We start from the raw sequence: 12510 nt of genomic DNA on the forward strand, positions 1-12510 counted from the left end.
AACCGTTCCAACGGCGAGAAAGGTCAGGCCGGGATGGTGTCCTTCTGTTCAAGCAATTGCTGATACAGTCGCACATATTCCATGTGGATCGCGCGGATTTCAGGACTGCGGGAGCGCGCCGCGAGCCTGCGGTTGCGGTCCAGCCGCGCTTCGAAATAGCTGCGGTCGAAGGATGTGCTGATCGTCATGATTGCCTCCCGAAAAATCTTGGAGGCTTAAATGTCCGAGTGGGGATGAAGTTGCCGCGCCGCGTCAGCAGTTCTGCTGCAATGCGACAAAGTGACGACTGGCCGCGCCAGGGCGATCAGTTCGCCGAACGGAGCGCGGCGACGATCATGTGCGCAGCGTTTTTTGCGGCGCGTTCGGCGCTGAGGGCGGGAGCTGAGAGGCTGCGGTGGCCCAGACCGAACATGCTGGCGAGAATGATTTCTTCGGCGCCCTTCAGCGCTTCGCCGGAAAGGTTCGGGTTCGCGGCACAGGCGAAATAGCCCAATGACCTCCGAAGCTGCGCGCACATGTCGGCAATGGTCTGACCCACATGCGGGTTGCGGAACCCCTCCGCCAATATGTCGAAGGACAATGCCTCGTGCGGATTGTCCATGACCTCCAGCAGTAACAGCTCGAATGTTTCTTCGATATCGATTTCGCCTGCATCAAGCCGTCGTTGCAGGCTTAGCATGACGGCTTCCCGATCGCTGATGTCGCTGTCGACGATCGCTTCGATAATGTCTTCCTTGCCCCTGAACAGCCTGTAGATCTGGCCCACCGAAACCTGTGCGGCGGCAGCCAGTTCAGCCATGGACGTCTGGTGAAAGCCATTCGCGGCGAACAGGTCGCGGGCGGCGCTCAGGATGCGGACCCGTCCGCTCGTTTCATGCTGCACTGCAACCAAATTCCGTCCCCAATGCGTTTTTTACTCTTGAACAAAATGTGGCATGTTCCTACCTGCTGTGCAAGCGGAATGAACGTTCATTCCTTATCTGTCGTATTTTCGAGATGGAGCATCGGCCGATGCAAAAGGGGATTTTTGCCGGGCTGCTGGCCTGCGTTTCAACGGTGGCCCTGGGTGGTTGCGGGGAAAAGCAGCAACCGGCGCCACCGCCCCCTGCCGTGGGTGTTGTCGCGATGAAAGTCGAGACTGCGCCGCTGACGGCGGAACTGCCCGGCCGCATCGTAGCGGTCGAGACGGCAGAAGTCCGACCGCAGATCAGCGGAGTGATCCGCCGGCGCCTGTTTACCGAGGGGGCTTATGTGCGCGCGGGGCAACTGCTGTATGAAGTTGAGGACGCGCCTTATCGTGCCGCGCTGAGCCAGGCGCAGGGTTCGCTGGCGCGGGCGCAGGCCTCGATCCGGGCAACCGGCTTGCAGGCGCAGCGCTACAGGGAACTGGTCGGCATCAACGCCGTCAGCCGGCAGGAGGCGGACAATGCCGATGCCGCCGCCCAGCAGGCGCGGGCCGATGTTGCGGCGCAGCGCGCAGCTGTCCAGGCAGCGCAGGTGAACGAGAACTTCACGCGGATTCGGGCGCCTATTTCGGGCCGCATCGGGCGGTCGCTGTTCACGCCGGGCGCGCTGGTCCAGACGGGGCAGGCCGATGCGCTGGCGACCATCCAGCGGACCGACATGGTGTATGTCGACGTCACCCAATCGGCTGCGCAGATCATCGATCTCAGGCAGGCTATGAAGGCGGGCGGGGTCAGCGCGGATCAGGGCGCCCGGGTGCAGCTTCTGCTGCCCAACGGCAGTGTCTATCCGATTGAGGGCCGGTTGCAATTTTCCGAAGTGACGGTCGACCCCAGCTCCGGCGCGGTGACGCTGCGCGCGACTTTCCCCAATCCCGACGGGCTGTTGCTGCCCGGCATGTATGTCCGTGCCAAGCTGGTCGAGGGGCAACGGACGCAGGCGATTCTTGCGCCGCAGCAGGGCATCACCCGCGATCCGCGCGGCCGGGCGACCGCTATGGTGGTCGGCGCCGGCAACAAGGTGGAGGTGCGGCAGGTGGAAACCGACCGGCCCGTTGGCGACAAATGGATCGTCACGAAGGGGCTGAAGGCGGGCGACCGGCTGATCGTGGAAGGTCTGGTCAATCTGCGTCCGGGCACGGTGGTGCGACCCGGCCGGCCGCAACAGGTGACGGCCGCGTCGGCGCAGACCCAAGGCGGCGGAGCGCGATAGACCATGGCCCGCTATTTCATAGACAGGCCCATCTTCGCATGGGTCATTGCCATCGTCATCATGCTGGCGGGTCTGCTGGCGATGCGTTCGCTGGCGGTCGCGCAATTTCCCGAGATCGCGCCGCCCGCGGTGACGATTTCCACCAGCTATCCCGGCGCCAATGCCGAAACGCTGGAAAGCACGACGACCCAGATCATCGAGCAGCAGCTCAAGGGCATCGACCATCTCCGCTATTTTTCGTCGAGTAGCGATTCCGCCGGTAATCTGACCATAACGCTGACTTTCGAGCAGGGCACCGACGCCGACATCGCGCAGGTGCAGGTGCAAAACAAGCTGGCACAGGCGACGCCCCTGCTGCCGCAGGAAGTGCAGCAGCAGGGACTGCGCGTTACCAAGTCGACCGCGACATTCCTGATGGTGATGGCGGTCTATGCCGATGACGGCATTCACGATCAGCAGGATGCGGGCGATTTCGTCGCCTCGACGCTTCAGGACCCGATCAGCCGCGTCAATGGCGTGGGCGATACCCAGCTTCTGGGCGCACAATATGCGATGCGCATATGGCTCGATCCCTACAAAATGGCCAATCTGGGCATCACGACGGGCGATGTGAAAGCCGCGATCCGGGCACAGAATGCGCAGGTTTCCGCAGGCCAGATCGGCGGCACGCCTTCACCCGGGGGGCAGGCGCTGAACGCCACGGTGACTGCGCAGTCCCGCCTGAAAAACCCGGAACAGTTCCGCCAGATCATGCTGCGCAACAACAATGATGGCTCTGTCGTCCACCTGTCCGATGTGGCGCGGGTGGAGCTGGGCGCGGAAAGCTACAGCTTCGGGGCTAAGTTCAACGGGCATCCGGCCGCCGGTTTCGGCATCAAGCTGGCGCCCGGCGCCAACGCGCTCGACACTGTCGAGGCTGTGAAAAGCCGCATCAACGATCTTTCCCGGGCCTTTCCGGGCTGGGTCAAATATGACTTCCCGGTCGACAATTCGACATTTGTGAAGCTGTCGGTCGATCAGGTGATTCACACGCTGTTCGAAGCGGTGCTGCTGGTCTTCGTCGTGATGTTCCTGTTCCTCCAGAACTGGCGCGCCACGCTGATCCCGACCATTGCCGTGCCGGTGGTGTTGCTGGGGTCGCTGGCGATCCTCTATGCGGCGGGCTTCACCATCAACACGCTGACCCTGTTCGGCATGGTGCTGGCCATCGGTCTGCTGGTCGACGACGCGATCGTGGTGGTCGAAAATGTCGAGCGCATCATTCAGGAAGAGGGGCTTAGTCCCAAGGAAGCGGCGAAAAAGTCGATGGACGAGATCAGCGGCGCGCTGATCGGCATCGGCCTTGTGCTGTCGGCTGTGTTCCTGCCCATGGCCTTTTTCGGCGGGTCGACCGGTGTGATCTTCCGCCAGTTTTCCATAACCATCGTGTCGTCGATGGTGCTGTCAGTGCTGGTCGCACTGATCCTGACCCCGGCGCTGTGCGCGACCATCTTGCAGCCCAAGGGGCACAGCCACATCTGGACGGGCTTTTTCGGCTCGCGCTTCGGCCGCTTCTTCGACTGGTTCAACACTACTTTCGACCGCAATGTCGTTCGCTATGGCAGGACGGTGGAAAAGGTGGAGCGCCGCTGGGGGCGGACCATGCTGCTCTATGCGCTGATCGCTCTGGGCATGGGGCTGATCTTCCTGCGCCTGCCGGGCGGTTTCCTGCCCGACGAGGATCAGGGGATCGTCATCAATCAGGTATCCCTGCCGACCGGATCTACCATCGAGGAAACGGAGCGGACGCTCGCGAAGGTGCGCGATCATTATCTGGTGGACGAGAAGAAGAACGTCGCCGCCGTCTTCACCATTTCCGGTTTCGGTTTCGTGGGACAGGGGCAGAATGTCGGTATCGTCTTCGCGCGCATGAAGGACTGGTCGGAACGCAAGGGCAGGGACAATGGCGTGGCCGCGATCGCTCAGCGGGCCAACGCGGCTTTCCGCAAGATTTCGTCCGGCATGGCGATCGCCTTCGTGCCGCCGTCCGTTCAGGAACTGGGCAATGCGACCGGCTTCGACTTCCAACTCGTGGACCGCGGCAACCTGGGACATGAAAAGATGCTGGAGGCGCGCAACCAGCTGTTGGGCATGGCGATGGCCGACAAGCGGCTGGCGCAGGTACGCCCCAACGGTCTGGAGGATACGCCGCAGCTCAAGCTGAACGTCGATCATGCGGCGGCAGGCGCGCTGGGCATCGCTCAGGCCGACATCAACGACACTATCGCGACGGCCATGGGGAGCAGCTATGTCAACGACTTCATCGACCGTGACCGGGTAAAGCGCGTCTTTGTGCAGGCGGACGCGCCCTTCCGGACGAAGCCGGAATCGATCGGCGCGTTGCATGTGCGGGGCAGCAGCGGCGTGATGGCGCCCATTTCCTCCTTCGCGACCACGGAGTGGACCTATGGCCCGGCCAAGCTGGAGCGGTTCAACGGCGTGCCGTCGATGCAGATCATGGGCGCCCCTGCGCCGGGCGTGTCGACCGGCAGTGCGATGAAGGCGATGGAGGAACTGGCCGCCAAGCTGCCCGCCGGGGTCGGCTATGAATGGAACGGCATTTCCTATGAGGAGAAAACCTCGGGCGGGCAGGCGCCTGCGCTTTACGCGCTCTCGATGCTGATCGTGTTCCTGTGCCTTGCCGCCCTGTATGAGAGCTGGTCGGTGCCGATCGCGGTCATGCTGGTGGTGCCGCTGGGCGTCTTTGGCGCAGTGATTGCAGCGGCTCTCGTGGGCCTCAACAACGACATTTATTTGCAGGTGGGCCTGATCACGACCATCGGCGTTTCGGCCAAAAATGCGATCCTGATCGTCGAATTCGCCGAGGAAAAGATGCGCGAAGGCCTGTCGCCTGCCCGGGCCGCGCTGGAGGCTGGCAGATTGCGCCTGCGGCCCATCCTGATGACCAGCTTCGCCTTCGTCTTCGGCGTGCTGCCGCTGGCGGTGGCCAAGGGGGCCGGCGCTGGTGGCCAGAACGCCATCGGCTGGGCCGTGGTTGGCGGCATGCTGTCGGCCACCGTCCTCGCCATTTTCTTCGTGCCCGTCTTCTTCACCGTGGTGAAGCGGCTGTTCCGCGAACATCACGGCAAGGAAGAGACAGGACATGAAGGCGGCGCGCCGTCGGCACCGCAGGAGGCATGAGGACAATGCAGAAACTGAAGCTACTCCCGGCGGCCGCTCTGGCTCTGACACTGGCCGCCTGCGACATGGCGCCCAAATATGTGCGGCCCGCGCTGCCGGTGCCGGAGGCCAGCCCGCAAGGCGCGGCCTATGCCGCGAGGGAAGGACAGGCGATTATTCCCGCGGACACGGCCTGGAGGGACTTTTTCGTCGATCCGCGTCTCGTGCGAGTGATTGAAACGGCGCTCGGCAATAATCGCGACCTGCGCGTAGCGCTGGCCAATGTGGAGCAGGCGCGGGCGCGATATCGGGTGCAGCGCGCGGACATATTTCCAACCGCGGCCGTCAGTGGCAGCGCGACCTATCAGGATTCGCCTCTGGCGCAACAGGGTGGGGCTTCGGGGCGGACGGACACTTATGCCGCTTCGGTCGGGGTGTCGGCCTGGGAGATTGATCTGTTCGGCCGGGTCCGCAATCTGACCAAGGCAGCGCAGGAGCAATATTTCGCTTCGGTCGAAAACCGCAATGCGGCGCAGACCGCCCTGATTGCGGAAGTCGCGAACGCCTGGCTTGCCATGGCGGCCGATCAGGAAAGGCTGAAGATCGCGCGCGACCTGGAGAAGGCCTTTGGACAAACGCTTGATCTGACCAGAGCACGCTTCGCCAAGGGGGTCGCGTCGGAGCTGGAAGTGCGACAGGCTCAGACCAGCTATGATCAGGCGCGGTCCGACATCGCCACAGCGACGACGCTGGTGGCGCAGGACCAGAATGCGCTGAACCTGCTGGCCGGAACCGCCCTGCCGGTGGAGGATTTGCCAGCCGCCATGCCGGACGGGGATGTGACGCTGACCAATCTGCCGGCCGACCTGCCGTCTACAGCGTTGTTGCGGCGCCCGGACATCATGGCGGCCGAGCATCAGCTGCTCGCTGCCAATGCTGATATTGGCGCGGCGCGGGCGGCTTTCTTCCCCAAAATCTCGCTGACGGCGGCGTTCGGGACGATGAGCCTTGGTCTTTCCAATCTGTTCAGATCGGGCAGCGATTATTGGTCGGTGGCGCCCGCGGCGAGCCTTCCCATCTTTGATTTCGGGCGTAATCAGGGCAATCTGCGCTATGCGCGGGCCAGTTATGACGCGATGGTCGCGACCTATGAAAAAAGCGTGCAGACCGGTTTTCGCGAAGTTGCGGACGCATTGGCTCGCCGCGGGACGATGACGGCGCAGTTGGAGGCGCAAACATCTTTGCGGGATTCGGCACGGGTCGGCTATCGGCTGTCGGAAGCGCGCTTCCGGGCGGGTGTGGATGCTTTCCTGACCACGCTGGATTCGCAGCGGACGCTCTACAATGCGGAACAGACTTTGCTCTCGACCCGGCTGACGCGGGCGGTGAACATGATCGAACTCTATCGTGCCATGGGCGGCGGTCTCCAATGACCCGTTCCCGCTGCTTTGATCGCAAGCGGCGGGAGGCAGGGGCACGCATCATGCCCTATGTCGAGACCATCTAAGCATGGAAAGGAGTGGGCATGAACTACCTATGCCGGATCATGGCGTCGCCCGTCGGCGAACTGACGCTGGTGGCGAGCCAGCGAGGGCTGGCGGCGGTTCTGTGGGAAAATGATGATCCGGTCAGAGTGCGGCTGGAGCCCCGCGCAGATGATCCTCATCATCCCGTGCTGGTAAAGGCGGATCGGCAGTTAGGCGAATATTTTGCCGGTCGACGGCAGGCGTTCGACCTGCCGCTCGATTTTCATGGCACCGATTTCCAGAAGCAGGTTTGGGCGGCTTTGCTGACCATCCCCTTTGGCGAGACCCGCAGCTATGCCGATGTGGCGAACCAGATCGGCAAGCCCAATGCCTGTCGTGCCGTGGGGGCTGCCAACGGGCGCAATCCGATTTCGATCATCGCGCCCTGTCATCGCGTCGTGGGCGCCGACGGCGCGCTGACCGGCTTTGCAGGCGGTCTTGAAGCCAAGCAATATCTGCTTGGGCTTGAAGGAAGATTGTTCGATTAAGGCAAAGCAAAAATGGCGCACCCAAGAGGATTCGAACCTCTGGCCTTTGCCTTCGGAGGGCAACGCATCCCCATAATTTCGCAGTAAATCCTCAGTCTTCCTCGCCCATTGCGCAGGAACACTATGCGAACATCGAGCAGTTTGCGGACCCGGTGCGGTCCCAGATTGGCGGTGCGGCATGAGCGAGCAGCCGACAGTCGTGGAGCGCGTCCGCATGCTTTTCCCGAACCAAGGGATGCATCGTAACGCGGAGTTCATCGCAGGCCTTCACCCGCGAGCAATCGACTACCTAGAGCAAGCACCCGTCCTCGCCGCCGCATTCGGCGTGAAGTGGAACAGCCGCGCGGCCCGCCTCTATATTGCTAGCCGTATCGGCGGTCCTATCGAGCGCGGTGAGCGCCTTCGCAGCGTCATGGCTGCGGCAGGCATCCACACGCCCCTGCGCAAGCTGACCGGCTATGCGATCCAGCCCTATATGTCGTCCTTCGTGCGCGATCTGGTGGACCTTGATCCATCCACTCTTTCGCAGGCGATACCGGATAAGGGCAGGGCGCAGCGCCATTGGCTCGCATCACTGCGGGATTGGCGGGCGAGGATGAAAATCCGGAACCGATCGCCCAAGCTGCACTTCCAATGGATTGCCCGTCATGCACACCGCTGCGAACGCGGTCAGGCTGGCGACTTTGCGGACTTCGTCGGCTTCCATCCCTCGCTTGATGTGTCGCGCTGGTCGTTCGAGCATATGGCGAACGAGGTCCAGCTTTGGCACGACCGGCTTGCAGCTGACCGATCAGTCGCGGGGCTTGGCGTGGGCATCCGTCCTGACACGGTGATCGACCTCAGCGACTGGCCCGACCATGCCGAAGTGGGCGGCTTTGAATTCTTCAAGCTATCCACTCCCTCCATGCTGATGGAGGAGGGGCGCCGGATGCGGCATTGCGTCGCCACCTACATTCCCATGGTGATGAATGGGAAGTGCCATATCTATTCGATCCGCGCGGACCTGCGGCGGATGGCGACAGTGGAGATCATCGGCTCGCGCGTCGTCCAGATCAAGGCATTCGGAAACAAGATTCCGTCAACCGCCGTGCGTGATGCCGCTGACAAGTTCGCCCTCATGCATAAGCCGAGGGTCGCATAATGGGCCGCGTCCTAGTCGCCTGCGAGCGCAGCGGAGTCGTGCGCCGCGCCTTCGAAGCCCGCGGGCATGATGCCTGGTCGTGCGACATCGAAGCCGCCGACGATGGCAGCAACCGCCATATCCGGGGTGATGTCCGCGACTATCTGAATGAGGGGTGGGATTTGCTGGCATGCATGCACCCGCCTTGCACGATCCTCTGCAATAGCGGGGTGAAGTGGCTCTATATCGACGGCAAGAAGGAAAACGGGCGCGACCCGGAGCGCTGGGCCGAACTGGAGGAGGCCGCCGCCTTTTATCGCAGTTTGCGCGACGCTCACCAGATTCCCCGCCGCGTGGTCGAGAACCCGGTCATGCACCGCTATGCGATCCAGCTGACCCGGCGCGGGCGGACGCAGTTCGTGCATCCCTATTTCTTCGGTGAGCCGTTCTTCAAGAATACCGGGCTGGAGCTGATCGGCCTGCCGGACCTGAAGCCGACCAACATGCTGACACCGCCGAAGCCTGGCACTGAGGAGCATAAGGCGTGGTCGCGCTGTCACCGGGAACCGCCGGGGCCGGATCGCGCGCGGCGCCGGTCGGAAACCTATCCCAACATCGCGGAGGCCATGGCCGAGCAGTGGCATCATCTGCTGCCGGACCCGCAATATGACATGTTCGAAAGGATCGCGGCATGACGAAATACGCATCAACCACGACGGTCAGCAGCGCCAAGAGCAAAGCCGAGATCGAGGCAATCGTGGAGCGCTACGGCGCGTCGCAGTTCATTTCTGGCTGGAGCGCCGATCATGCTGTCGTCGGCTTCACCATGCGGGATCGGCAGGTCAAATTCGTGCTGACCATGCCGGACAAAAATCGGACCGAGTTCACCCACCACAGCAAGGGGCCGCGCACCGCCGAGGCCGCGCTGGCGCAGTGGGAGCAGGCCTGTCGCTCGCGTTGGCGGGCGCTCCTGCTGGTCATCAAGGCGAAGCTGGAGGCAGTCGAGAGCGGCATCAGCATTTTCGAGGACGAGTTCATGGCGAATATCGTTCTGCCCGACGGCCAGCTGGTCGGGCAGTTCATGCGGCCTCAGATCGCGCACGCCTATGAAACGCGCGAGATGCCAGCGCTGTTGCCCTATGTTCCGGGGGACAAATGACCTGGCCCTTCGGCAACATTCCCATGTTCAGCCAGCGGGTGATCCATATCGATCCGCCCTGGGCCTATGAGATGCGGACGCCCAAGGGATACGAGAAATCTCCGCAGGCGCACTATGACTGCATGACGATCGACCAGCTGAAGGAACTGCCGGTCGGGCACCTCGCCATGCCGGACAGCGTCATGGTGATGTGGGGCGTCTTCTCCATGATGCCCCAAGCGATCGAGCTGCTCGCGCATTACGGCTATCGTTTCTGCACCGGCGGGCCATGGGCGAAGCAGTCGAGCACCGGAAAGAAGTGGGCGTTCGGGACCGGCTATGTCTATCGGAACGCGGCCGAGTTCTGGATCGTCGGAAAGATGGGCAACCCCAAGGAGCGGTCCAAATCGGTGCGGAACCTGATCGTCGCGCCAGTCCGGGAACACAGCCGCAAGCCCGACCAGATCTATGACGACATCGAGCAGCTGTGGGACGGCCCCTATATCGACATATTCGGCCGCCAGCAGCGGGAGGGATGGACGGTCTGGGGGAATCAGTCTAGCCGGTTCGCCGCATGATCGCCGCTCTTCTCCTCGCCGCCGCCGTAACCGTTGTAGATGGCGACACCCTTCGCATTGATGGCGAACGCATCCGCCTGCTCGGCATCGACGCGCCCGAGATCCACGGTTGCCGAAAGGGCAGGGTGTGCGTCCCCGGCGACGGCAATGCCAGCAAGCGCAGCCTAGAGGCGATGATGGACGGCCGGGTCAGCGTGCAGCGCGTCGGGCAGGACAGATATGGCCGGACGCTTGCCCAAGTCTATGTTGGTGGCCGGAATGTCGCCTGCGAGCAGATCAGGCGCGGGCAGGCGGTCTATGTCGAGCGCTGGGATAATGGCGGGGTGCTGGCGGCGGATTGTCGGTTATTGCGAAGCATAGAACCTATGTTATGATGCCCGCGTTGAGACGTGCTTGAGACGGAAAGGGCTGGCGGCCGGAAGGCTGCTGGCCCTTTTTCTAAAGCAGCGCCGGTCCCGCTGGGTCGCTTCCCTTCTTCCGGAACCATGGATTGGCGGTGTGTTCCACGATCATGCGCTCGGCAGGGTAGGGCCGGTCGAACTGATATAGATCCTCCAGCGGCGCATGCAGCCAGGTCTCCCAATCTTCCAGGTCTAGGATCACCGGCGAGCGGTCGTGGATGTCGATCAGTTCTGGCGCATTGTCGGTCATGACGCCGGTATAAACCGCGCCCCACTCATCGCTGTTCGACCAGAGCCCTGCCCAGGCGAAGATCGGCTGGTCACGCAGCGATAGCCATGTCTCCGTCATCCGGCCCGGTTCGCCCACGGCTTCGGCGTAGCGGGCGGTCGGAATCAGGCATCGGTTCGCCGGGTTGATCGCCCAGCGCTTCCAAAAGGTGCCGAGCTTGTCGAAGCGGGCGTTGTTCACCGGCTTCGGCTTGTTCTTCTTCGTTGGGTCTCGTTTGCTTGGAAGGGCGACCGGGAAGCCCCAAGTCATCTGCTCCAGTACCCGCTCACCACCCTCCAGTCGTATGACGGTGCCTGGCTGAGCCGGATGCGTCTGAAGCGGCCCTTCGTTGAACCGCGCACCTTTTCTGGCGCCGAACAGGTTCAGCACCTTCTGCGTGTCACCGCGTTCTGCCCGATTGCACATAGGCTTAGCCTGAGACGCGACCAATCGAGAGTCAATGCGCTTGACCGACTCGGATCGTGTTCCTCATATGTTCTCATATCGGAGTTGAGACATGGAACGAATTGACGACATTCGCGAAGCGGTTGCGAATGCGCTGGAGGCGCGCGGACACAACAACCGCCAGTTCCTTCGAGAGATTCGCGAAGGACATAGGGATGACGGGCCTTTCATGCTCGGAGCGCTGGCTTGGGACGCGCGCGTCAATGCTTCTGACAGGAGGACGAGATGACCGACGAAGTGAAGGTCGCTTTCGACACAATTGCTGCCCGTCTGGATCAGGGCGTGGGCGAATTCGAAACGCGTGCCGTCATCACCGACCTGTGCCGCGATCTGGGAATGGACCTGACGGACCTTGCCGACGGTATGCACGACGAGATGATTTTCAGTCTCGCGCAAGGCAGCGCGGAAACAGAGCTGGTCTACACCTATATGCCCGGCGAGAGCCATGGCTACGATCATCGCTATGATCTGGTCGAGAAGCTGAAGGGCGAGGCTGTCCGGACGCGCAAATGGGTCTTGCCGTCAGCCTATGAGATGCAGGCGACCGACCTGTCGACGAACAAGCTGGGATGACATTCAATCGAGCAGATGGAGGACTTCAGGACGAGTATAACGCTCTGATGAAGCGCTGCCAATGCGGCCCCATGCCTGATCCTGAAGAAATATGGGAGCTATGCCGGCAGCTGCTTGAAGCAGGATATCCCTTCCAGGCCGACAGGCTGGGGGAGTATCTGCCGGATTAGGGGTGCAAGCCGATGGCCCATTCCCTAACGGCTTCAAGGCGGCATACTTTCTGCTAAAGGCCCACAATGAGCATATCTTTGAACGAGTCGGACGATCGCCAACCAGACTATGACATGGAGGTCGTCTATGTCGGCGATGGCGAAAGGCTGGCCGACAAGCTGCTCTGGCGGTGCGTTGTCATCTTGGCTGACGGCAGCGAATGCGTGGACTGCGAGTTCAACGGCTGCGATATTATCCGCGATGACGGCTCTCCCATGTTTGCCAGCGACGGCGAAGGGCATCGGGGCGACCCTGCCGCGATGCAGGCCTGCCCGCCCGAAATTCGCAAGATGCTGATGATGGAGGTGAGGTCACTCGGGGCCATTACCTATCTTGCCGGGCACCCGGATTATGACCCCTTTCTTCGCCGGAATTAATATTGCGGCGCAGAAGGGCATGGCCTAATTCT

The 12510-nt window shown here is 62.2% G+C and carries 14 protein-coding genes; 11 read left to right on the top strand and 3 right to left on the bottom strand.

Annotation, left to right across the window (positions count from 1 at the left end; translation table 11 throughout):
• Nucleotides 1-23: 23 nt before the first annotated feature.
• Both ACFC3J_RS02385 and ACFC3J_RS02390 read right to left on the bottom strand, forming a co-directional pair.
• Nucleotides 24-188 (bottom strand): hypothetical protein, encoded by a 165-nt coding sequence (locus ACFC3J_RS02385; RefSeq protein ID WP_375194614.1) that lies wholly within the window; start codon nt 186-188, stop codon nt 24-26.
• Between the two features lie 116 nt (nt 189-304).
• Nucleotides 305-892, bottom strand: coding sequence for a TetR/AcrR family transcriptional regulator (locus ACFC3J_RS02390; RefSeq protein ID WP_375194615.1), 588 nt, complete (start codon nt 890-892; stop codon nt 305-307).
• Between the two features lie 119 nt (nt 893-1011).
• On the opposite strand from ACFC3J_RS02390, the gene ACFC3J_RS02395 reads away from it, so the two are divergent.
• From ACFC3J_RS02395 to ACFC3J_RS02435, 9 genes are all read left to right on the top strand, one after another.
• On the top strand, nt 1012-2175 hold the full coding sequence (locus tag ACFC3J_RS02395) for an efflux RND transporter periplasmic adaptor subunit (RefSeq protein ID WP_375194616.1): 1164 nt from the start codon (nt 1012-1014) through the stop codon (nt 2173-2175).
• 3 nt (nt 2176-2178) lie between these two features.
• Nucleotides 2179-5355: an efflux RND transporter permease subunit gene (locus ACFC3J_RS02400; protein ID WP_375194617.1), complete on the top strand. Its 3177-nt coding sequence runs from the start codon at nt 2179-2181 to the stop codon at nt 5353-5355.
• A 5-nt stretch (nt 5356-5360) separates the two neighbouring features.
• Nucleotides 5361-6767, top strand: a complete 1407-nt coding sequence (locus tag ACFC3J_RS02405; protein WP_375194618.1) for an efflux transporter outer membrane subunit — start codon at nt 5361-5363, stop codon at nt 6765-6767.
• Between the two features lie 92 nt (nt 6768-6859).
• Complete coding sequence (locus ACFC3J_RS02410; protein ID WP_375194619.1) at nt 6860-7348, top strand: methylated-DNA--[protein]-cysteine S-methyltransferase; 489 nt, start codon at nt 6860-6862, stop codon at nt 7346-7348.
• A 325-nt stretch (nt 7349-7673) separates the two neighbouring features.
• Complete coding sequence (locus tag ACFC3J_RS02415; protein WP_375194620.1) at nt 7674-8489, top strand: PcfJ domain-containing protein; 816 nt, start codon at nt 7674-7676, stop codon at nt 8487-8489.
• Nucleotides 8489-9163 (top strand): hypothetical protein, encoded by a 675-nt coding sequence (locus tag ACFC3J_RS02420; protein WP_375194621.1) that lies wholly within the window; start codon nt 8489-8491, stop codon nt 9161-9163. Before ACFC3J_RS02415 ends, ACFC3J_RS02420 begins: the two co-directional genes overlap by 1 nt.
• Nucleotides 9160-9627, top strand: a complete 468-nt coding sequence (locus ACFC3J_RS02425; protein ID WP_375194622.1) for a hypothetical protein — start codon at nt 9160-9162, stop codon at nt 9625-9627. The genes ACFC3J_RS02420 and ACFC3J_RS02425 overlap by 4 nt, the downstream gene beginning before the upstream one ends.
• Nucleotides 9624-10184 carry an MT-A70 family methyltransferase gene (locus ACFC3J_RS02430; protein ID WP_375194623.1) on the top strand — a complete coding sequence of 187 codons (561 nt, stop codon included), beginning with the start codon at nt 9624-9626 and terminating at the stop codon, nt 10182-10184. Before ACFC3J_RS02425 ends, ACFC3J_RS02430 begins: the two co-directional genes overlap by 4 nt.
• Nucleotides 10181-10558, top strand: a complete 378-nt coding sequence (locus tag ACFC3J_RS02435) for a thermonuclease family protein (protein ID WP_375194624.1) — start codon at nt 10181-10183, stop codon at nt 10556-10558. Before ACFC3J_RS02430 ends, ACFC3J_RS02435 begins: the two co-directional genes overlap by 4 nt.
• A 64-nt stretch (nt 10559-10622) precedes the next feature.
• Here ACFC3J_RS02435 and ACFC3J_RS02440 read toward each other — a convergent pair whose 3' ends face one another.
• Nucleotides 10623-11279, bottom strand: a complete 657-nt coding sequence (locus ACFC3J_RS02440; RefSeq protein WP_375194625.1) for an SOS response-associated peptidase — start codon at nt 11277-11279, stop codon at nt 10623-10625.
• A gap of 264 nt (nt 11280-11543) precedes the next feature.
• On the opposite strand from ACFC3J_RS02440, the gene ACFC3J_RS02445 reads away from it, so the two are divergent.
• Nucleotides 11544-11891, top strand: a complete 348-nt coding sequence (locus ACFC3J_RS02445) for a hypothetical protein (protein ID WP_375194626.1) — start codon at nt 11544-11546, stop codon at nt 11889-11891.
• A 236-nt stretch (nt 11892-12127) separates the two neighbouring features.
• Nucleotides 12128-12478 (top strand): hypothetical protein, encoded by a 351-nt coding sequence (locus ACFC3J_RS02450; protein WP_375194627.1) that lies wholly within the window; start codon nt 12128-12130, stop codon nt 12476-12478.
• Nucleotides 12479-12510 lie beyond the last annotated feature (32 nt).

The sequence above is a fragment of the Sphingobium sp. genome (assembly GCF_041987595.1).
Lineage (GTDB): Bacteria > Pseudomonadota > Alphaproteobacteria > Sphingomonadales > Sphingomonadaceae > Sphingobium.